Genomic DNA, 21,360 nt, shown 5'->3' with positions numbered 1-21,360 from the left:
TCTGTCGTTCCGTTCGTTTTGTGGAACATTTCATCACCGGTGGGGAAGAAGTGAAAATCTTCTTCCCCATTTTGTTTTTATCTTCGATGAGGACATCGCCATGCAACAAGAATATTATCTCGGCATCATGTCCGGCACCAGTTTGGACGGTGTGGATATCGCGCTGATGACATTTGGCGAAAAAACGCAATTTATCGCGGCACAATTCACCCCGATGCCGGCAGATTTGCGCCAAGATTTATTGCAATTAATTTCGCAAGGCAACAGCACATTGCAGCGGCTGGGTGAATTGGATCAGCGCTTAGCCTTACTCTACGCCGAGGCGGTCAATCATTTTCTCACCCGTCACCAACTGCAACCACAGCAAATTTGCGCGCTCGGTTGCCACGGACAAACTGTTTGGCATGCGCCGCAAGGTAATTTTCCGTTCACCATGCAATTAGGCGACATGAATCTCCTTGCTGCCCGCACCGGTATTGATGTGGTTGGGGATTTCCGTCGTAAAGATATGGCATTTGGCGGGCAAGGCGCGCCGTTAGTGCCGGCGTTTCATCAAGCGTGGTTTTATGATGACAACTGGGCGACAGTGGTACTGAATATTGGCGGCATCAGCAATATTTCCATCCTCTTTCCCCATCAACCGATTATTGGCTACGACACCGGTACCGGTAATGCGCTGATGGACGGTTGGATCGAGCGCCATCTCGGAAAATCTTATGATGCTGACGGGCAATGGGCACGTAGCGGCAACGTGCGAGCAGAATTATTGGCGGAAATGTTGAAAGATCCTTATTTTCAACTCCCACCGCCAAAAAGTACCGGACGTGAATTATTCAATCTTGCCTGGCTTGAAAAAACATTAGAAAAAACCACCGCACTTTTAGGCGAGATACCACCACAAGACGTACAAGCTACCTTATTAGAATTTACCGCACAAAGCATCGCTCTTGCGTTACATCCCCTGGAAACGTCATTACCACGCCGTTTATTGGTCTGCGGCGGTGGTGCAAAAAACGGCTTGCTGATGGCGCGATTACAAGCGCTATTACCACAATGGCAATGCCGCCCGACCAATGATGAAGGCTTGGATGCAGACTATGTGGAAGCCGCTGCCTTTGCTTGGCTTGCCTATCGTTGTTTACATAACCTGCCGTCTAACTTGCCAAGTGTGACCGGCGCCAAAAGTGCGGTCAGTTTAGGCGCAATTTTTCCTGCGGAGACACAGGCATGAGCGAACAGAATTTATTAAATAGTCTTGAAAAAATGTTAAGCGAACAACGCAACCCAAACACCTTGCATATTGATGCTTTGTCGCCGTTAGAGGTTGTTACGCTGTTAAATCATGAAGACAAACAAGTGGCTTTCGCCGTGGAGAAAAATCTGCCACAAATCGCACAGGCAGTAGAACACATCGTGGCGGCATTTCAGGCGGGCGGACGCTTGGTTTACATGGGTGCAGGCACCAGCGGCCGCCTTGGCGTACTGGATGCATCCGAATGCCCACCAACGTTTGGCGTGTCGTCAAGCATGGTGGTGGGATTAATTGCCGGTGGCGAAATTGCCTTACGCAACGCCGTGGAAGGGGCGGAGGATAATCGCGAAGCAGGCGAGCAGGATTTACGCCATATTCATTTCAGCCGCAAGGATGTACTGGTGGGTATCGCTGCCAGTGGTCGCACGCCTTATGTGATCGGCGGATTGCAGTATGCCAAACAGCTTGGCGCCACCACAATTTCTTTGGTTAGCAACCCGAACGCAGTCATGAGTGATATTGCCGACATTACCATTACCACTGCGGTCGGCCCCGAAGCCCTCACCGGTTCCAGCCGTTTGAAATCCGGCACAGCGCAAAAAATGGTGCTGAATATGCTCACCACTGCCGCCATGATTCGTCTCGGCAAGTGCTATCAAAACCTGATGGTGGATGTACAAGCCACCAATCAAAAACTCAAAGCACGCGCTATCCGAATTGTCATGCAAGCTACCGAGTGCGACCAACCCACGGCAGAACAAACCCTCTTCACGACCCATGGAAATGCTAAATTGGCGATTATGATGCTGTTGAGCGGATTAGATAAAGACCAAGCTGAAGCCGTTTTAGCACAGAAAAAAGGACGGTTACAGGACGCGTTGGCAGGGTAAAATGCCAACACCTCTTGCATAACCTTTATTTAAAGCCATATTTTTTGAGTAAAAACACCGGAATGCCGGAAAACAACACGAGCATAATGGCATAAGGCGTGGCAGCAGCATATTGGGCATCGCTGGTGTATTCCCAAACGGCAATGGATAAGGTTTTGATGTCGTTCGGGGTGAGTAATAAGGTGGCAGTGAGTTCTTTCATCAGGTTTAAAAACACTAACGCAAAGGCAGCGGCAATGCCCGGCAACATGGCGGGAATGGTGAGCGTGCGGAAAATATAAAAATGGCTACGCCCAAGGCTTTGTCCCACTTTTTCGACATTGTCGGAAATTTGTTCCAAAGAGCTACGCAACGTGGTTTGCGCCATCGGCAAATACAACATGAAATAGGCAACAATTACCATAAAGAACGTTTGGTAGAAAGAATACGCATAGTTAATGGTGAAATACACCAGCGACAGCGCAATAACCAAGCCCGGCACGGCGTGCAATAAATACGGCAGGCGATCAATCCACAGGGTAAGGCGGCTACGATAGCGTACGGCGCTCCAAACGAGTGGCAAAGCGCAAAGCACGGTGAGCCCAGCCCCCAAACCGGAAACTAACAAAGAGTTGCTGAAGGCTTCGAAAAAGGCGGAAAAATCTACCGCACTTTCAAGAGAGGTTCCTACGATCATCCAGTAAATCAACATGGTGAGCGGTACACCGATGCTCAGAATAAAAATAGTCAGGAAAAAAATGACCACCAAGCCTTGTTTGCCAACTGTTAAATTTTTTACCGGATAAGGGCGGCTCACGCCTTTGCCACTGTTGTACAGGGTTTGTTGCCCACGAAAGAAAATTTCGCCGAATACAATCAAGGCGCAAATTGCCATTAATACAGCGGACAACAATGCCGCCGTATTGTTGTTAAAGGCCATTTCATATTCTTGGAAAATGGCGGTGGTGAAGGTTTGATAATTCAAAATCGACACGGCACCGAATTCCACCAACATATGCAACGCGATTAATAAAACACTGCTGCCGATGGCGGGTTTTAACTGCGGAAATATGGCGTGCCAAAAGGTGTCTCGACGACTTTTGCCGAGAGAAAGGCTAACTTCTTCTAATGAGCGATCCAGTCGTTTTAAGGTGGCAGCAACCGGCAAATAGGCAAGTGGAAAGGAGCTTAAAGTCATAATGCCGATCGTGCCCCAAAAGCCTTCGACGCGAAAAGTCAGGCTAATCCAAGTGAAACAACTGACGAAGGCAGGAATACACAGAGGCAACGTCATTGCCACTTGAAAAAAGGGCTTACCCCAAAAACGATAGCGTTCCAATAAAAAGGCGCAAACCGTGCCGAGAATAATGGCGCTAAAAGTGACACAAACCATCAGTAGCAGGGTGTTGCGCAACAGCTTCCACATATGCGGTCGCCAAAGTAGTGCAATACTGCGATCCCAACCCACCTCAATGGCTCTCACAATGACGTATAGAAAAGGCAAAATCAGCGGCAAGCTGATGAGAATAATCAAGGCGGTCAGCCAAAATGGGGGATTGCGGTTCACCTGTGTATCCTATTGAAATTGGGGAAATTAGGTTCTCATGTTTGTTATCCGATGAGAATGGCTTTCGTTAAAGCAGGAGTGCTGAACCCCATTTAATAATGTCAAAAAAGAATTTATTTTGATTTGTAGCAACACCATCGGAAGATTTATTTTCTTCGGTTGCTTTTTTCTCTTCTAACATCCCATTTTTATATTGTCCTTTAACCACTTCCAAATCATCTAACGCATTTCTGCGTAAAACGTTACATTGCGCTTTATCTAAGTCATCCACTTTATCTAATTTGAATTTTTTATATTGATAAATGGCGTAATTCATAGATTTTTCATCACTTTGAATAATTTTGACATATTTCTCGCCGATAATTTTTTCAAGCGGATAGAAAAGTACATATTGTGAATGAATATACGCATCTTCTTTCGGAAAATGTTGTTGTAAAATCCGTGTTAAGTTCGGGTAAATACATTGCTCAACCTGTTTGCTGTCAAACGCCCAGCGTTGTGCATCCGCATCTGACAAATAATAACCTGCGCCGGCATATTCCGCTGGGATTGGTGCCTCTTTTGAGGAAAAAAGGCCACAACCGACCAAGCAGAATGACATTGTCAAAATAAGGTATTTCTTTAACATAATGACACCTTTAACGTGAGTTTAATATTGCGTTTCCGTGAAAAAGATCGCCCTATTCGTGGCGATTTCATGTTGTTACGATAATCGTTATTGTCGTTAGAATAAAACGACGCCTCGAAAATATTCAAGGCGCGTTTTCAAATTAGTAGTACATTTCGAACTCGACCGGATGTGGTGTCATGTTCAAACGTTCAACTTCCTTGCGTTTTATGCCAATGAAGGCGTGAATGAAATCTTTTGTGAAAACATTGCCTTGTGTTAAGAATTCGAAATCCTTTTCTAAGGCGTTTAATGCTTCTTCTAATGAACTTGCGACAGCAGGAATATCTTTTAATTCTTCCGGTGGCAAATCATAGAGGTTTTTGTCCATGGCATCGCCCGGACGAATTTTATTCACCACGCCATCTAAGCCAGCCATTAATAACGCCGCAAAGGCTAAATACGGATTGGCAAGCGGATCCGGGAAGCGAGCTTCCACACGAATAGCTTTCGGACTGGTTACGGCAGGAATACGAATGGACGCCGAACGGTTACTTGCGGAATACGCCAATAACACCGGTGCTTCAAAACCCGGCACCAAACGTTTATAAGAGTTGGTGCTTGGGTTGGTAAAGGCGTTTAACGCTTTTGCGTGTTTGATAATACCGCCGATGTAATAAAGTGCGGTCTCTGAAAGACCTGCATATTTGTCTCCTTGGAAAATATTTTTGCCGTCTTTGCTCAAGGACATATTACAGTGCATGCCCGAACCGTTATCACCGGTAATCGGTTTTGGCATGAAACAGGCGGTTTTACCATATTCCTTTGCCACATTACGCACGATGTATTTATAAATTTGGGTTTCATCCGCTTTCAACGTTAACGTATTGAACTTGGTCGCAATTTCATTTTGACCGGCAGTGGCGACTTCGTGATGGTGCGCTTCAATCACCAAGCCCATTTCTTCCATTAACAAACACATCTCGGAACGAATATCATGTGCCGTATCAATCGGCGCCACCGCGCAATAGCCGCCTTTTTTCAGCGGACGATAGGCATTGTTGCCGTTTTCATAACGCTTGTTGGTGTTCCACGCGGCTTCAACATCATCCACTTGATAAGAATTGCCGTTCATCGACACATCGAAACGTACATCATCAAAGAGGAAAAATTCCGGTTCCGGTCCGAAGAACACTTGATCCGCCACACCGGTGGAACGCATATAATTTTCTGCACGAAGTGCGATAGAACGCGGATCACGATCATAGCTTTGCATGGTGGTCGGTTCAAAAATGCTACAACGGAGGGATAAAGTTGGAATCTGTGCAAACGGATCGACAACGGCGGTTTCTGCAATCGGCATTAAAAGCATATCGGCTTTATTGATCGCTTTCCAACCCTCTACAGAGGAACCGTCAAACATTTTGCCGTCTTCAAATAAATCCTCGTCAACCAAACTCACAGGTAAAGAAACACCATGTTCTTTGCCTTGAATATCGGTAAAACGAAGTAACACAAATTTGATGTCATTTTCTTCAATGAGTTTAAACACATTGTCAATCGCGTTAGACATACTAGTAAATCCTCTAAGACGTGGGTTAATTAAGATAAAATGGGAAAAAGAATGCGTATAAAAATAGCATATTCTGGCCTGATTTCATAAAAGTATTTGATTCATTCACTTGAATTTTCTTCATCAAACGCCTTTTTTATTTTTCATAAAACCACCGTTTTATTGTTCAAATTTTCTCCCATTTATTCATAGCAGACCCTCAGAAAAAGTTGTATAATCTGCGCCTTTCGCATTTTTGGCACTAACTAAAAGTGCGGTCAGAAAATTACCTATTTTTTTATTATTAGCTTAGGCTTAAGAATTCTCAATGACAGATCAAATAGACATTAACAAACTGCGTAATATCGCAATCATTGCCCACGTTGACCACGGCAAAACAACTTTAGTGGATAAATTATTACAACAATCCGGCACATTGGAAGCCTCCCGTAGCGGTGATACCGATGAGCGCGTCATGGACTCTAACGATATTGAAAAAGAACGCGGAATTACCATCTTGGCAAAAAATACCGCCATCAATTGGAACGGCTACCGTATTAATATTGTGGATACTCCGGGACACGCAGACTTCGGTGGTGAAGTTGAACGCGTACTCTCCATGGTGGATTCCGTATTATTGGTGGTGGATGCCTTTGATGGCCCTATGCCACAAACCCGTTTTGTGACGCAAAAAGCCTTTGCTCACGGCTTAAAACCGATCGTGGTCATCAACAAAGTTGACCGTCCGGGCGCACGCCCTGACTGGGTGGTGGATCAAGTGTTCGATTTATTCGACAATCTTGGCGCCACTGACGAACAGTTAGACTTCCCGATTATTTACGCCTCCGCCTTAAATGGCGTTGCCGGTTTGGAGTACGACGAGTTAGCTGCCGATATGACCCCTTTATTTGAAGCTATCGTCAAATACGTTGAACCACCAAAAGTGGAACTTGACGCACCGTTCCAAATGCAAATCTCCCAACTTGATTACAACAATTATGTGGGCGTTATCGGTATTGGTCGTATTAAACGTGGTACGGTGAAACCTAACCAAAGCGTGACCATCATCGACAGTTTCGGAAAAACCCGTACCGGTAAAATCGGTCAGGTATTGGGACACCTTGGATTACAACGCTACGAAGAAGACATTGCCAGCGCAGGCGACATCGTGGCGATTACCGGCCTTGGCGAGCTCAACATTTCCGATACCATTTGCGACATCAACAACGTAGAAGCCTTACCGGCATTAAGCGTTGATGAACCAACCGTCACCATGTTCTTCTGCGTTAACACCTCACCGTTCTGCGGTAAAGAAGGGAAATACGTGACATCTCGTCAGATTTTAGAGCGCTTAAACAAAGAGCTTGTGCATAACGTAGCATTGCGCGTAGAAGAAACCCCAAACCCGGATGAATTCCGTGTTTCCGGTCGTGGTGAATTGCATTTATCCGTGTTAATCGAAAATATGCGCCGCGAAGGCTACGAATTAGCCGTCTCCCGCCCGAAAGTTATCCTTAAAGAAGTGGATGGACACAAACAAGAACCGTTTGAACAAGTCACCATCGACATTGAAGAGCAACACCAAGGCGCGGTAATGGAAGCTCTTGGTATCCGCAAAGGTGAAGTAAAAGACATGGTGCCGGATGGTAAAGGACGTACGCGTTTAGAATATGTCATCCCAAGCCGTGGCTTAATCGGTTTCCGTAACGAATTCATGACCATGACTTCCGGTACCGGATTGCTTTACTCCAGTTTCAGTCATTACGATGATGTGAAACCGGGCGAAATCGGCCAACGTAAAAATGGTGTATTGATTTCCAATGCGACAGGTAAAGCCTTGGCTTACGCGTTATGGGGCTTGCAAGAGCGCGGCAAACTGATGATCGATCACGGCGCCGAAGTGTACGAAGGTCAAATCATCGGTATTCACAGCCGTTCTAACGACTTAACCGTGAACTGCTTACAAGGGAAAAAACTCACCAACATGCGTGCTTCCGGTAAGGATGATGCGATTGCGTTAACCACACCAATTAAATTCAGCCTTGAACAAGCCATTGAATTTATTGATGATGACGAATTGGTGGAAATTACCCCGCAATCTATCCGCATCCGTAAAAAATTATTAACGGAAATGGATCGTAAACGTGCTAACAGAACAACAACCAGCACGAGCACACATCAATTCGTTTAAAATCTAAAAAGTGCGGTGCGTTTTTCAAAAGTTTTGTAAAACGCACTGCACTTTTTTCGGCTAAAAATCTTGTCATCCTAGACTTTAACGACAAAATTCTCTATAATCCGCAACGCTTTTTCTGCCCCCATAGCTCAGTCGGTCAGAGCAGTCGACTCATAATCGATTGGTCACAGGTTCAAGTCCTGTTGGGGGCACCACTTTCGCTATACCACATCATTTTATTTCCCTCAAAAACCCAAACGATAGATAAAAAATCTACTGCACGGCATCCCCCGAATCACCGTAGCGTGCAACTTGTTGCACGAAATCGAAGAAAAGGCGATTGACAAAATTATATTGAAACAAAGGTTGTAACGCGCTGTGGTGGGAGTTGAACCCACAATACCGCGATTGCTCGCTGACTTACCATTAGTCTACACAACGCATTACTGTGCACTACCCTATATACCACCTAAAACAAAGTCAAATGCATTTATTAATCTCTATCAACACCACAGGGCGAGTAATCGTCCTATTTTTTGCGATACATAATAAACCTAAACAAATTACCTGTTTTTATGTTTGATTTAATCATATATTGCAGATTGCATGGTATGCGTTAAATCTCTGCGAGTCATTAACGTAAACGCTTGTTCTCTTCCGTCTCCGGCTCTAAATCGAGTTTTTCCATCAATAAACGGTCGCCGTCTTCTTCCGGGTTACCTGTCACAAGCAGTTTGTCGCCGTAGAAAATGGAGTTAGCCCCCGCCATGAAACACATTGCTTGCATTTCTTCACTCATGCCTTGGCGGCCGGCAGATAGGCGGACGTAACTGTTTGGCATGGTAATGCGTGCTACGGCAATGGTGCGTACAAATTCTGTCCAGTCCAAATCTTCTGCATCGGCAAGCGGTGTACCTTCAATTTTGACTAATTGGTTGATTGGCACGGATTCCGGTTGCGGATCCAAATTCGCCAAGCTGGCAATGAGTCCTGCGCGTTCTTTGCGGGTTTCATTCATGCCCACAATCCCGCCGCAACACACTTTTAAGCCGGCTTTGCGTACTTTACCTAAGGTGCTGATACGATCGTCAAAACGGCGTGTACCAATCACTTCGCTGTAATGTTCCGGTGCAGTGTCTAAGTTGTGGTTGTAGTAATCCAAGCCCGCGTCTTTTAATTCTTCCGCCATGCCATCTTGCAATAAGCCAAAAGTCCCACACGTTTCCATACCGAGAGATTTCACCGCTTTGATAATTTCTGTTACTTTCGCGATGTCTTTCGGTTTTGGTCCACGCCATGCGGCGCCCATGCAAAAACGACCTGCCCCACGCGCCTTCGCGATTTTGGCTTTCGCCACTATGTCTTCCACGTTTAATAATTCTTGATTTTGGACGCCTGTATGGTAACGCGCCGATTGCGGGCAATAACCACAATCCTCCGGACAACCGCCGGTTTTAATCGACATTAAGGTAGAAAGCTGAATCGCACGTGGATTGAAATTTTTGCGATGAACTTGTGCCGCACGATAAACCAAATCTAAAAATGGGGTTTCAAATAGGGCTTCTACTTTGCACACCGACCAATATTCTGCGGTTGGATGCGGTGTGATGGAGTAAATTTGTAAGGTACTGGTTGACATAGGTCTCCTTAAGTAAAACAAAGTAAATAAAAAGTGCGGTGCATTTTAAGCGCATTTTTCTTGCTGGCTTATCCGACCATTTTCAATACGAAGCATACGATCCACTTTGCCCGACAGCTCTGACGGTTGATGGGTCACAAGCAACAATGTTAGGTTTTTACTGTGGCAAAGTTCATCAATCAAATTGAGCATTTCCAGTCTCAATTCCGGATCGAGCGCAGAAAACGGTTCGTCCAACAATAAAATCGGTTTGTCGCGCAATAAACAACGCGCTAATGCGACCCGTTGTTTTTGTCCGCCCGACAAACTGTTCGGCAAACGGGATAAAAAGGATGTTAATCCTACCGCATCAGCAACCCGTTCGATCTGATCTTGCTCAAGTGCGGTCAATTTTAAGCTTGTTTTTAACCCCAATGCCAAATTTTGTTGCACGCTTAAATGCGGAAATAAATTATTCTCTTGAAACAACATGGACACAGGCCGCTCATACGGCGCACTACAGGTATGGTTTTCACCGTTTAACCAAATCTTGCCTTGTGTCGGCAACACAAAACCGGCAATTAAATTTAACAACGTACTTTTACCCGCACCGCTTGGCCCAACAATGGCAATACGCTCCCCTGCCGCCACTTGCAAATCAAACCTCATCGGCAGTGCATCATCAGCTAAAAATACGTTATCTAAGCGAATCATGTTGTTCCTTTTGATGTTCAATTAAGGCGAAAATAGCGCCGCATAATAACAGCAAAATACCGGCAGTGACAGCGGCCTCTTGGTGACGATAACTGCCTAATTGTTGATATAACAAATGCGGCAACGAAGTAAATTCTTGGTTACCGAACAACGCAATCGCCGTGAAATCCCCTAAGGAAAGGGCAAATGCCAAGGCAAGCGCATAGTTTATCGGTGTACGAAGTGCATGCCATTCAATCAGACGAAAACGTTGCCAGCCAACAATGCCAAGGGAATTACACAAGCGTTCGTAATACAACATATTGTTGTTGAATGGCTCAGTCAAAATGCGCAGCACGAAAGGCATGGCACTCAAGGCGTTACACGCAACGACAATGGCAAATAAATGGGCATTGGTAAAATCCACGTCACGCAACAATAAAAATAACCCCATCGCCAATACCAAAATGGGAATTGCCAAGATCACCATGCCGGCATTGAGAATAAATTGCGCTGTTTTTACATAATAGAGCCATTGCAAACGGCGTGATAATAACAACAATGCCACCGCCATGAGCAATGCCAGCAAAGCGGACGCAGGCGCAATAGTTAACGAGTAGGTTAAGGCTTTCCACAGTTGCGGATTGTGCCACGCTGTCAGCCATTTGCCTGATGTCAGTGCGCTAAACAAAATATTTAACAACGGTGACAACATAAAACACACAAAAACGCCGAGTAAAAAAACATGGAAAAATTTGACCGCACTTTTCGATGGGCTCAGCCAACGATATGGGCTGCTTAACGTGGTTTGTGAAGCGTTATTGAACAGACTGCTAAACGTAAATAGCAACAAACAAAACACAAACTGCAATAAGGCAAACACAGCTGCTTTCGGCAAATCAAATTCAAATAAAATCGCCTGATAAATCGCCGTTTCTAGCGTGGTATATTGCGGCCCACCACCTAAGGTAAGCACCACCGTAAAACTGGTAAAACAGAGCATGAAAATCAAGCTGAAAGTCGGCAACATCTGCCGACGCAGTGCATACCATTCCACCAATCGCACAAAACGCCAACCACGAATATTCAGTTGAGCTGCCAGCTGATGCTGTTCATAAGGAATGCTTTCCAAACTTTGTAAAAACAGTTTGGTTGCCAGCGGGATGTTAAAGAAAAGATGCGCAATTAAAATCCCCGACAAGCCGTAAATGCTGCCCGTCCAAGTGCGGTCAAAAAAATGCAAGAGTTGTGCAATCCAACCGGAGGCGCCATAAATGCCAATTAAGCCGAAAATCGCCACCAACACCGGCAACACAAAAGTCAGCGACATGATTTTCAGCAAAAAGGCTTTGCCGACAAATTCCACATAATAAAAAGCGCGAGCGAGTAGCACGCCGAAGAACAGGGATAACAACGCAGAAAGCAACGCTTGCCCAAAGCTAAAAGCAATAACATGATGCAAATAGCGATCGGCAAAGAACTGTTGCCACTGAAATTCAGTGCCCTGCGCCAACACGGCACGCATGGCAAAGCCATAAAGCAACGAAATAAGCAAAATAACGCTAACTCCGCCCACATAATGACGCGGGCGGAATTGCGGGCTAGAAAAAAATAAGCGGGTAAACAATGAACGAGACAACCAAAACATCGTTCAAATTATTTAGTTAATGTGGTTTGCCATTGATGAATCCAACTCCGCAACATTTCCGGGCTAACATTGGAGGTATTCAAGAAAGACTGCTTCAACACATTTTCTTTTAGGGCATCAAAGTGCGGTTCAACCGGCGCTTGGATCACCGGGAACATCACGTTTGCCGTGACAATCTGTTTTTGCGCTTCCTGTGTCACCAAAAAATCCATGAAGTGATCAGCACATTGATTTTTATGCTCCGCGATTCGCGCAGCCAATTCCACTTGCATCACATTGCCTTCAGCAAACGTGGTTGCCGCATAATTCTCTTTATTTTCAAATAATTGGTGATATAACGGCGAAGTGGTGTAACTTAATACGACATCCGCCTCCCCTTTCAGGAATGCGCCGTAAGTGTCAGACCAGCCCTTGCCCACTGTAACTGTGTGTTTGGCAAGTTGTTGCCAGGCTTGTGCCACTTGGTCTGCTGAATAAACCGTATTCATCCACACTAACAAACCACGTCCCACGCTGCTGGTGCGCGGATCTTGATAGATCACTCGTAAATCTTCCCGCTCTACCAATTCTTTCAGGCTTTTCGGCGGATTTTTCACTTTATTTTTGTCATACACAAAGGCGTAAGTACCGAAATCGTAAGGCAAGAACGTGTTATCCGTCCATTGATTTGGTAAAGAAAGCTGGCTTAAGTCGATGCTATTTGAATCAAATAATTGGCTTTTTTTCGCTTCATCCAACACAAAATTATCCAAGCCTAAAACGATATCCGCTTTGGTTTTATGCCCTTCCAGACGCACGCGGTTAAACAACGTGCCGCCGCTTTCAAATGGCATATAATTCACTTTGCAAAGTGGGAATTGCTGTTCAAATGCTTGTTTTACTTTCGGGCCGGCGCCCCAATCAGACGTAAAAGAATCGTAAGTATAAATATTCACGGTTTCTTCATAATGATTCGCCAATGCCATACCGGTGTATAAAGAAAGTGCGGTCAAAATTAACGTTGTTTTTTTCATGTGTCTGTTCCTCAGTCTAAATTACATTTTATTTTGATAAGCCCAATGATTGGTCGGCCCATGTCCATGGCCGATATTTAACGGATGGCTAATTGCCGCAGTAATGTAGTCTTTTGCGGTTTTAATTGCCTGTTCGACGGAAACGCCTTTGGCAAGCTCCGCCGTCATACAAGCGGAGAACGTGCAACCCGTACCATGGGTTTGCGCTGTCGCATAACGTGGGCTTTCTAAAGTAAATTGAGCGTCAGGGGTAAAAACCCAATCGCGGCATACCGCACTTTGCGAATGCGCGCTATGCCCGCCTTTAATCACTACGGTTTTCACACCACGTTCCTGTAAAATTTGTGCTGCTTTTTGCGCCGTTTGATCGTCAATGACCTCCACGCCTGTCAGTGCCTTGGCTTCCGGCAAGTTCGGCGTAATCACATCTGCTAACGGCAATAAAAATGTATTCAAAAAATCGACCGCACTTTGTTGCAACAATGGCGCACCGCCTTTGGCGATCATGACAGGATCTAACACCAACGTGCCGAAGTGATACTGCTTTAATGCCTCAGCGACACATTCGATAATCTCTGCTGTGCCTAACATACCGATTTTAAAGGCGCTAATCGTGAAATCATCAGCAATCGCTTTCAGCTGGCTTTGAATGGTTTGAAGAGGAATGGCGTGAATATCAAAGACGCCTAAGGTGTTTTGCGCCGTGACGGCCGTAATCACAGAAGTACCAAACACGCCACGCATTTGAAAGGTTTTTAAATCAGCCTGAATGCCGGCACCACCGCCGCTATCTGACCCGGCAATGGTCAACGCCTGCGCGACTTTACTCATAACGTTCTCCGCCATTTACCGGCACAGAACGACAAAACGCATATTGCATCATTGTTCCTTTTTTAATGAAAAAAGATAATCAGCAATAATGACGAATGAAGAAGATGTGGAGAAAAAGAAAGGAAGTATGATTTTCTCGTTAGTTTCCTACGTCAGTATTAACTGTATCAGGTTCACGGGTATGATCTCAGCACAAAGCACCCCGACTAATAACGGGGTTCAGTCTATCTATTTTGCTAAGGAAGGGCAAGGGATTTATCAAGATCACATCAACGATAGCTTGTTGAAAACTAAGCGTATGGGAAAATAAGATGAAAGTGTGTATGGCTGGGGTACTAGGATTCGAACCTAGGGATGCCGAGATCAAAACCCGGTGCCTTACCGCTTGGCGATACCCCAATAGAATATTAATAAGAAATGAGAGTTTGAAAATAGTATGGCTGGGGTACTAGGATTCGAACCTAGGGATGCCGAGATCAAAACCCGGTGCCTTACCGCTTGGCGATACCCCAACAACTATGTTGATATCAATGAAATAAATGGTGCGGGACGAGGGACTTGAACCCACACACCTCGCGGCGCCGGAACCTAAATCCGGTGCGTCTACCAATTTCGCCAGTCCCGCAACTATGGTGGCTATGACGGGATTCGAACCTGTGACCCCAACATTATGAGTGTTGTGCTCTAACCAACTGAGCTACATAGCCATTCATTTGCATTATCTCATTGACTTTGCGCGGCGTATTATGCGGATATTGCTTTTGCTCGTCAACTCTTTTTTTATGAAAAAAACTATTTTTGGCGCATTCGAATAGAGATTAAGCAAATCGTATTAGTTTTGTTCATTGCAGGCAGATAACTGACCTTATTTTAGAGGAGATTCAAAGCGGTAAGGTTGTTTTTAGTTAATTAAAAATCAATGTTTTTCTCAAAATGTGATCTGACGCATATTTTTTCCTATATGACGGTGCTATTATGTGAATGACAAAAAATAACCCTGATCAGATAAGGAGTCGATTATGTACAAACATGTATTAGTTGCAGTAGATCTTTCAGAAGAAAGTCCGGTTCTTTTGAAAAAAGCCGTTGGTGTTGCACGGCGGCATGATGCGAAATTATCCATCATCCATGTAGATGTGAACTTTTCGGATCTTTATACAGGTTTGATCGATGTCAATATGGTCTCCATGCAGGATCGGATTTCCAGCGAAACTCAACAAACATTGTTGCAATTAGCTGAACAAGCAGGGTATCCGGTGAGTGAGAAATTAAGTGGGAGTGGTGATTTAGGGCAAGTTCTATCAGATGCGATTGAACAATATGATGTGGATTTGCTTGTGACCGGACATCACCAAGATTTTTGGAGTAAGTTGATGTCTTCAACTCGTCAAGTGATGAACTCCATTAAGATTGATATGCTTGTTGTTCCTCTTCGTGAAGAATAATTGTTAAAGCTCACCTGTTATTAAAGGCAGAAAAAAATAACCGCACTTCACGAAGTTAGAGCGTAAGTGCGGTTTTGTTTTCTTCATTTTTAAGAAAAGAGAAATGGTTTCGTAAAAAGTTTTTCTATAAATATAAAAAATATGCAAGAATAGGAAGTTACGCAGTAATTTGTAAATAGTTAAGTAAAGACGTTAAAGTTTAAGGCTTATAAATGAAAACAACAGCACAAATTCGACAAGCATATCTGGATTTCTTTCATAGTAAAGGACATCAGGTTGTAGAAAGCAGTTCTCTCGTTCCGGATAATGATCCGACATTATTATTTACCAACGCCGGGATGAACCAATTTAAAAATGTTTTTTTAGGATTAGAAAAACGCCCTTATACCCGAGCAACCACTGCACAACGTTGTGTGCGTGCCGGGGGGAAACATAACGATTTAGAAAATGTGGGCTATACCGCAAGGCACCATACTTTCTTTGAAATGTTAGGAAACTTCAGTTTCGGTGATTATTTTAAACAAGATGCGATTCATTACGGTTGGGAGTTTTTAACCTCTCCACAGTGGTTAGGGTTACCGAAAGAAAAATTATGGGTGACCGTGTACGAAACCGATGATGAAGCCTATAACATTTGGCATAAAGAAATCGGTATTCCGGCAGAACGCATTATTCGTATCGGTGACAATAAAGGTGCGCCTTATGCTTCGGATAACTTCTGGCAAATGGGTGATACCGGCCCTTGTGGTCCTTGTACGGAGATTTTCTACGATCATGGTGATCATATTTGGGGGGGGCCTCCGGGATCTCCTGAAGAGGATGGTGACCGTTATATTGAAATCTGGAACATCGTGTTCATGCAATTTAACCGCCATGCTGACGGCACAATGGAGAAACTTCCAAAACCATCCGTGGATACCGGTATGGGCTTGGAACGAATCAGTGCGGTATTGCAACACGTCAACTCCAACTATGATATTGATATTTTTAAAACCTTAATTGCCAAAGTGGCAGAGTTAACCGGTGAGAAAGATTTAGCCAATAAATCATTGCGTGTTATTGCCGACCATATTCGTTCTTGCGCTTATTTAATTGCTGACGGTGTCGTGCCTTCCAATGAAGGTCGTGGTTATGTGCTTCGCCGTATTATTCGTCGTGCCGTACGTCATGGGCATTTACTCGGTGCAACAGAAGCATTCTTCTACAAACTCGTCCCAACACTGATTGATGTGATGGCAGAAGCGGGTAAAGAAGTGAAAAAACATCAAGCGACAGTGGAAAAATTCTTGCGCTTGGAAGAAGAACAATTTGCTCGCACCTTAGAGCGGGGTTTGACCTTGTTGGATGAAGCGTTGGCCAACGTAAAAGAGAATATCTTGTCCGGTGAAGTGGCGTTCAAGTTATATGATACCTATGGTTTTCCACTGGATTTAACTGCAGATGTTTGCCGTGAGCGTGGTATTGCGATTGATGAAGCAGGTTTCGAGCGTGAAATGGAATTGCAACGCGTTCGCGCACAATCGGCAAGCCAATTCGGCATGGACTATAACAGTGTAATCCGTGTTGACGGGACAACCCGTTTTGAAGGGTATACCGAGTCAGAAACACTGGCAAAAGTGACCGCACTTTTCCATGAGGGAAATCCAGTGGAATCGATTTCAGCAGGTCAAAGTGCCGTAGTTATTTTAGATAATACGCCGTTCTATGCAGAATCCGGTGGACAAATTGGAGATATCGGTCGTTTAGAAGGCAATGGTTTTTGTTTTGACGTAAAAGACACTCAAAAATATGGTCAGGTATTTGGTCATATTGGTGAACTCACACAAGGGAGTTTATCTGTTGGGCAGTCTGTAAATGCAGTGGTTGACGATGTTCGCCGTCAACGCATTTCGTTAAATCACTCCGCAACACACTTGTTGCATGCTGCATTACGTCAAGTATTAGGTGAACATGTCGCGCAAAAAGGTTCACTTGTTTCCGATACGTTATTACGTTTTGACTTTGCTCAACATGAAGCAATTAGCAAAGCACAGTTAGCTGAAGTTGAACGTATTGTGAACCAGCAAGTGAGAGCAAATAATCCAATCCAAACCGACATTATGGAGTTGGAAGCCGCAAAAGCAAAAGGTGCGATGGCGTTATTCGGCGAGAAGTATTCCGAACAAGTTCGTGTCTTAACGATGGGTGATTTCTCTATTGAGTTGTGTGGTGGTATTCATGCAAAACGCACGGGAGATATCGGATTATTTAAAATCGTCACAGAAACCGCTGTAGCAGCAGGTATTCGCCGAATTGAAGCGATTACCGGCGAAACGGCGATTGAATGGTTACAACATCAACAAACTTTATTGAATCAAAGCGCCGAATTACTGAAATCGGACGTGAATTCCGTTACGGATAAGATTTCTCTGTTGCAAGATAAATGTAAGAAAGTTGAGAAAGAGTTACAAACATTAAAAGAAAAAGCTGCACTTCAGGCCGGTAATGACTTAGCGCAAAGTGCGGTCGAAATTAATGGTGTTTCTGTGATTGTGCAGCAACTTGATGGTATTGAAGCGAAGTCTTTACGCGCAATGGTTGATAGCCTGAAAAATCAATTAGGCTCTGCCGTCGTGGTGTTTGCTTCCGCATTGGATGAAAAAGTTAACTTAATTGTTGGCGTAACTCAGGATCTAACAGCCAAAGTGAAAGCCGGTGAGCTTGTGAATTTAATGGCTCAACAAGTTGGTGGTAAAGGCGGTGGTCGACCTGATATGGCGATGGCTGGCGGTACTGAACCGCAAAATATCAACAAAGCATTATCTGTTTGCTCTGATTGGTTAAAAGCAAATTTATAATCTTTGTTTCCTGTTAATTAATCGTCGGCACTTATGATGTCATAAGTGCCAAAGTACAAAGTATTGTTTAATGTTTTATAGGGATGTTGGAAGCAAAATAGGGAAGTTGGAAATAAACTATAAAAGGTGAGGAGTTTATATGCTGATCTTAACCCGTAAAGTTGGCGAGAGCTTGCTCATCGGCGATGATGTTTCTATCACGATTCTTAATATACGAGGCAACCAAGTAAAAATTGGCGTACAAGCCCCGAAGGATGTTTCTGTTCATAGAGAAGAAATTTACCAGCGTATTCATCAAACTAAGGATGAAAACAAAGTATCGTAAATTTTATTTTATGAGCAGTTGAAGTAAGTCGGTTATAAGTCAATTGACTTACCAAAGGCGTGTAATGCCTATGTTTGTTCAAGTGAACTTTATAGGATATTGTTTATCGTATAGGTCGTGTATATGGGTGGCTTTTTAGGCTCAAAATTGTTGTCGTTGCCGGTGATGTTCGTTTAACGAGTGAAGAACTAAAAAATACGGTAACAAATGGATTATTGAATTCCGGTGTTAATGTAATTGATTTTGGTGAAACGGGGACAGAGGACGTCTATTTTGCTACATCATTTTGAAAAACAATGGCGGTATTAAACTGACTATAAACAACAATCCGACAATGATATCGGACTTAATCGTCATGCGTTAATCGTAGTGTGGATGTATTCCTTTCATAAGGTAAATTAACACTCAACTTGCAAACGAAAGATACGCTTTATTTCGCCAGTAGAAATTCATAAAAAACTTACCGCACTTTTTTGAAGTGGAAAGGTGCGGTCTTTTTATATTAAGGAAAATAAATATGAAAGCAATTATTCCTGTGGCCGGCTTAGGCACACGTATGTTGCCTGCAACAAAGGCAATTCCAAAGGAAATGTTAACGCTGGTGGATAAACCACTTATTCAGTATGTTGTTAATGAATGTGTTGCTGCAGGTATTAAAGAAATTGTATTGGTTACTCACTCTTCTAAAAATGCTATCGAAAACCATTTTGATACCTCTTTCGAGTTGGAAACGATGTTAGAAAAACGGGTAAAACGCCAGCTCTTGGAAGAAGTCCGTTCTATTGTGCCAAAAGATGTCACCATTATGCATGTTCGCCAAGGGAATGCAAAAGGCTTGGGGCATGCGGTATTATGTGGTCGTCCGTTAGTCGGAGATGAGTCTTTTGCGGTGATCTTGCCTGATGTGTTATTGGCGGAATTTTCAGCTAATCAGAAAAAAGAAAACCTCGCGGCCATGTTAAAACGCTTTAATCAAACCAAAGCCAGTCAAATTATGGTCAGCCCTGTTGCACTGGAGGCTGTAAGTAGCTACGGTATTGCTGACTGTGGCGGCGTTGAAATTCCACCGGGTGAAAGTGCAAAAATTAATAGCATTGTGGAAAAACCGAGTGTTGATGATGCGCCATCTAACTTAGCGGTCGTGGGGCGTTATGTTTTCTCTGCAGCAATTTGGGATTTACTGGAAAAAACGCCGGTTGGCGTTGGTGATGAAATTCAATTAACCGATGCGATTGATATGTTAATTGAAAAAGAAACGGTGGAAGCGTTCCATATGACCGGCATTTCCTATGATTGCGGCGATAAAATTGGGTATATGAAAGCCTTCGTAGAATATGGCTTACATCACAATAAACTGGGTGATGAGTTTAAATCTTACTTAAAAGCATTGACTTCATCATTTCAATAAGCCGTCTTGTTTCGTCTAAATTGATTTATCCTGAAGATACTTAACCCAATCTGATGCCCGTTGTCAATTAAGCATCAGATTGGGTTTTGTTATTTGTCGTAGCAGAATTTACTTCGCCGAGCCAAAGAGGAATACTTAAGGTGACGGCCAGTCCACCTAACCGACTTCGATTTGCCCAAACACGTCCATGATGACTTTTAATGGTATGTGCAACAATGGATAACCCTAAACCGGTTCCGCCGGTGGTTCGTGTTCTTGCTTCATCTACTCGATAAAAGGGTTTGAAAATTTTCTCGTATTCTTCTGCGGGTAATCCGGCACCATCATCTTCTGTGAGAATCACTAATTCGTGGTTTTCAATATAGAAATGAATCACGATCTTGGAAGAAGTGTACTTTAAGGCATTTCTAATCACATTTTCGACCGCACTTTGAAGGAGTTCGAGATTGCCGTTGATGCGATAATTCTCCGAATGGAAAATATAGAGATTGCTAAGAAACAGAATCTTTTTCTGTTCGGCTTCAAACTCCGCATCTTCTAGTATGCCTTCCCATAAAGCAGCGATTTCAAAAATTTCTCTACCTAAATGGCTATTGAGTTGTTGTCTTGATAATTGTAATAAGTCATTGATCATTTTATCTAAGCGTTGGGCTTCCGTATCAATGCGCTGGATATTTTCATTTTCGCCTAATCGTCTTCTCAATAAAGCAGTTGCAAGCTGTAAGCGCGTTAATGGTGTTCGTAATTCATGTGATATCGAGGAAAGTAATGTGCGCTGGTTATTTAAAACGTCTTCCAATGATTGTGTCATTCGATTAAAACTTTGTCCAACTTGACGTAATTCCAGTAGTCCTTTCTTCTCTAAGTTTTTATCGATGGTTAAATGTCCCATTGCAACGGCATTTGCGGCTTGCTGTAAATTGCGTATCGGACCGCCGATACTTTGTGAAAGCCACCACAATAGAGGCGAGGAAATCAGAATGACTAAAATAATCAGAAAAATAGGACGTTCGAAAATATAAGTGAGGATTTCTTTTTGTGCACTAATTCGATTAATAAAAAAGCATTGATACGTTGCGTCTTGTTCGCCTAGTTTAATCGGAAAAGGGCCTACGATTTGGGAATTGCCATAAATCCGCTTTAACGGTTTTACTTGAACAGGGTTATTGAACATGAATTGTCTAATGGCTTTTTCTTCGTCCGGTAACATGCCTAGAAGTTGACCGCTATGAGAGACTAATATCGGGTGATCACTAAAAAATTCAGCTGGAAAGATAATATCGCCATTGAGTAATTTTGAAAATTGATCATGCTGAATGGCGGATTCAATTTTATTCTCATATCGATGAATTTCATTTTCTTTTAAATTGGAATAAACATGTGCATCAAAATAGGGAAGAAGAAAAATGAAAAGTAACAAGATAAATAAGGTCAGCCAGAAAAAGAGAAAGATCCGGATAGTCAGAGAATTAAATGTAAACTTTTGCTTTTGCATAATTTTAAAATGAAAAAAGGCTAT

Annotated in this window: 16 protein-coding genes, 6 tRNA genes, 1 pseudogene and 1 riboswitch; of the genes and pseudogenes, 9 read left to right on the top strand and 14 right to left on the bottom strand. The window is 43.5% G+C overall.

Features of this window, described 5'->3' with window-relative positions; all coding sequences use genetic code 11:
- The first annotated feature begins 100 nt into the window (after positions 1-100).
- Together J5X96_RS09320 and murQ are read left to right on the top strand one after the other, a co-directional pair.
- Positions 101-1,231 (top strand): anhydro-N-acetylmuramic acid kinase, encoded by a 1,131-nt coding sequence (locus tag J5X96_RS09320; RefSeq protein ID WP_209363312.1) that lies wholly within the window; start codon positions 101-103, stop codon positions 1,229-1,231.
- Complete coding sequence (gene murQ, locus J5X96_RS09315) at positions 1,228-2,142, top strand: N-acetylmuramic acid 6-phosphate etherase (RefSeq protein ID WP_209363310.1); 915 nt, start codon at positions 1,228-1,230, stop codon at positions 2,140-2,142. Before J5X96_RS09320 ends, murQ begins: the two co-directional genes overlap by 4 nt.
- Before the next feature lie 25 nt (positions 2,143-2,167).
- Here the strand turns inward: murQ and J5X96_RS09310 are convergent, their stop codons facing one another.
- The 3 genes from J5X96_RS09310 to glnA form a co-directional block, all read right to left on the bottom strand.
- Positions 2,168-3,688, bottom strand: a complete 1,521-nt coding sequence (locus J5X96_RS09310; protein ID WP_209363308.1) for an iron ABC transporter permease — start codon at positions 3,686-3,688, stop codon at positions 2,168-2,170.
- A gap of 67 nt (positions 3,689-3,755) precedes the next feature.
- Positions 3,756-4,316: a DUF5358 domain-containing protein gene (locus J5X96_RS09305; protein WP_021615205.1), complete on the bottom strand. Its 561-nt coding sequence runs from the start codon at positions 4,314-4,316 to the stop codon at positions 3,756-3,758.
- 142 nt (positions 4,317-4,458) lie between these two features.
- The gene (gene glnA, locus J5X96_RS09300) at positions 4,459-5,868 is read right to left on the bottom strand and encodes a glutamate--ammonia ligase (protein ID WP_209363307.1); all 1,410 of its coding nucleotides are present in this window, start codon (positions 5,866-5,868) and stop codon (positions 4,459-4,461) included.
- A gap of 307 nt (positions 5,869-6,175) precedes the next feature.
- Here glnA and typA point away from each other — a divergent pair, with 307 nt between their 5' ends.
- Together typA and J5X96_RS09290 are read left to right on the top strand one after the other, a co-directional pair.
- Complete coding sequence (gene typA / locus J5X96_RS09295) at positions 6,176-8,038, top strand: translational GTPase TypA (RefSeq protein WP_209363304.1); 1,863 nt, start codon at positions 6,176-6,178, stop codon at positions 8,036-8,038.
- Between the two features lie 123 nt (positions 8,039-8,161).
- Positions 8,162-8,238, top strand: a tRNA-Ile gene (locus J5X96_RS09290).
- Between the two features lie 157 nt (positions 8,239-8,395).
- Here J5X96_RS09290 and J5X96_RS09285 read toward each other — a convergent pair.
- The 10 genes from J5X96_RS09285 to J5X96_RS09240 all read right to left on the bottom strand — a co-directional run bounded on the left by J5X96_RS09285 (position 8,396) and on the right by J5X96_RS09240 (position 14,533).
- A tRNA-Cys gene (locus J5X96_RS09285) sits at positions 8,396-8,465 on the bottom strand.
- Positions 8,466-8,657: 192 nt separating this feature from the next.
- The gene (bioB, locus tag J5X96_RS09280) at positions 8,658-9,662 is read right to left on the bottom strand and encodes a biotin synthase BioB (RefSeq protein ID WP_209363302.1); all 1,005 of its coding nucleotides are present in this window, start codon (positions 9,660-9,662) and stop codon (positions 8,658-8,660) included.
- 45 nt (positions 9,663-9,707) lie between these two features.
- Positions 9,708-10,355, bottom strand: coding sequence for a thiamine ABC transporter ATP-binding protein (gene thiQ, locus J5X96_RS09275; protein ID WP_209363301.1), 648 nt, complete (start codon positions 10,353-10,355; stop codon positions 9,708-9,710).
- The gene (thiP, locus tag J5X96_RS09270) at positions 10,339-11,982 is read right to left on the bottom strand and encodes a thiamine/thiamine pyrophosphate ABC transporter permease ThiP (RefSeq protein ID WP_209363299.1); all 1,644 of its coding nucleotides are present in this window, start codon (positions 11,980-11,982) and stop codon (positions 10,339-10,341) included. Before thiP ends, thiQ begins: the two co-directional genes overlap by 17 nt.
- Positions 11,983-11,990: 8 nt before the next feature.
- Positions 11,991-12,995: a thiamine ABC transporter substrate binding subunit gene (thiB, locus tag J5X96_RS09265; RefSeq protein ID WP_209363297.1), complete on the bottom strand. Its 1,005-nt coding sequence runs from the start codon at positions 12,993-12,995 to the stop codon at positions 11,991-11,993.
- A gap of 21 nt (positions 12,996-13,016) precedes the next feature.
- Complete coding sequence (gene thiD, locus J5X96_RS09260; protein WP_209363295.1) at positions 13,017-13,826, bottom strand: bifunctional hydroxymethylpyrimidine kinase/phosphomethylpyrimidine kinase; 810 nt, start codon at positions 13,824-13,826, stop codon at positions 13,017-13,019.
- Between the two features lie 127 nt (positions 13,827-13,953).
- A riboswitch (TPP riboswitch) is annotated at positions 13,954-14,041 on the bottom strand.
- 109 nt (positions 14,042-14,150) lie between these two features.
- Positions 14,151-14,225: transfer RNA gene (locus J5X96_RS09255), tRNA-Gln, on the bottom strand.
- 38 nt (positions 14,226-14,263) lie between these two features.
- Positions 14,264-14,338: transfer RNA gene (locus J5X96_RS09250), tRNA-Gln, on the bottom strand.
- Between the two features lie 28 nt (positions 14,339-14,366).
- Positions 14,367-14,451: transfer RNA gene (locus J5X96_RS09245), tRNA-Leu, on the bottom strand.
- 5 nt (positions 14,452-14,456) lie between these two features.
- Positions 14,457-14,533: transfer RNA gene (locus J5X96_RS09240), tRNA-Met, on the bottom strand.
- Between the two features lie 312 nt (positions 14,534-14,845).
- Here J5X96_RS09240 and uspA point away from each other — a divergent pair.
- The 5 genes and pseudogenes from uspA to galU all read left to right on the top strand — a co-directional run bounded on the left by uspA (position 14,846) and on the right by galU (position 19,841).
- Positions 14,846-15,271 (top strand): universal stress protein UspA, encoded by a 426-nt coding sequence (gene uspA, locus J5X96_RS09235; protein WP_021615195.1) that lies wholly within the window; start codon positions 14,846-14,848, stop codon positions 15,269-15,271.
- A gap of 212 nt (positions 15,272-15,483) precedes the next feature.
- Positions 15,484-18,108, top strand: coding sequence for an alanine--tRNA ligase (alaS, locus tag J5X96_RS09230; RefSeq protein ID WP_209363293.1), 2,625 nt, complete (start codon positions 15,484-15,486; stop codon positions 18,106-18,108).
- A 139-nt stretch (positions 18,109-18,247) separates the two neighbouring features.
- Complete coding sequence (gene csrA / locus J5X96_RS09225) at positions 18,248-18,433, top strand: carbon storage regulator CsrA (RefSeq protein WP_021615192.1); 186 nt, start codon at positions 18,248-18,250, stop codon at positions 18,431-18,433.
- Between the two features lie 95 nt (positions 18,434-18,528).
- Positions 18,529-18,794, top strand: a pseudogene (locus J5X96_RS09860) (phosphomannomutase CpsG); the annotation flags it as partial.
- A gap of 156 nt (positions 18,795-18,950) precedes the next feature.
- Positions 18,951-19,841, top strand: a complete 891-nt coding sequence (galU, locus tag J5X96_RS09215) for a UTP--glucose-1-phosphate uridylyltransferase GalU (protein ID WP_209363291.1) — start codon at positions 18,951-18,953, stop codon at positions 19,839-19,841.
- 67 nt (positions 19,842-19,908) lie between these two features.
- Here galU and cpxA read toward each other — a convergent pair whose 3' ends face one another.
- Positions 19,909-21,336 carry an envelope stress sensor histidine kinase CpxA gene (gene cpxA, locus J5X96_RS09210; protein ID WP_209363289.1) on the bottom strand — a complete coding sequence of 476 codons (1,428 nt, stop codon included), beginning with the start codon at positions 21,334-21,336 and terminating at the stop codon, positions 19,909-19,911.
- Positions 21,337-21,360: the final 24 nt, after the last annotated feature.

Source organism: Aggregatibacter sp. 2125159857, assembly GCF_017798005.1.
GTDB lineage: Bacteria > Pseudomonadota > Gammaproteobacteria > Enterobacterales > Pasteurellaceae > Aggregatibacter.
Note: the sequence above shows the minus strand (reverse complement) of the source record. Positions and strands in the feature narration are given on the sequence as shown.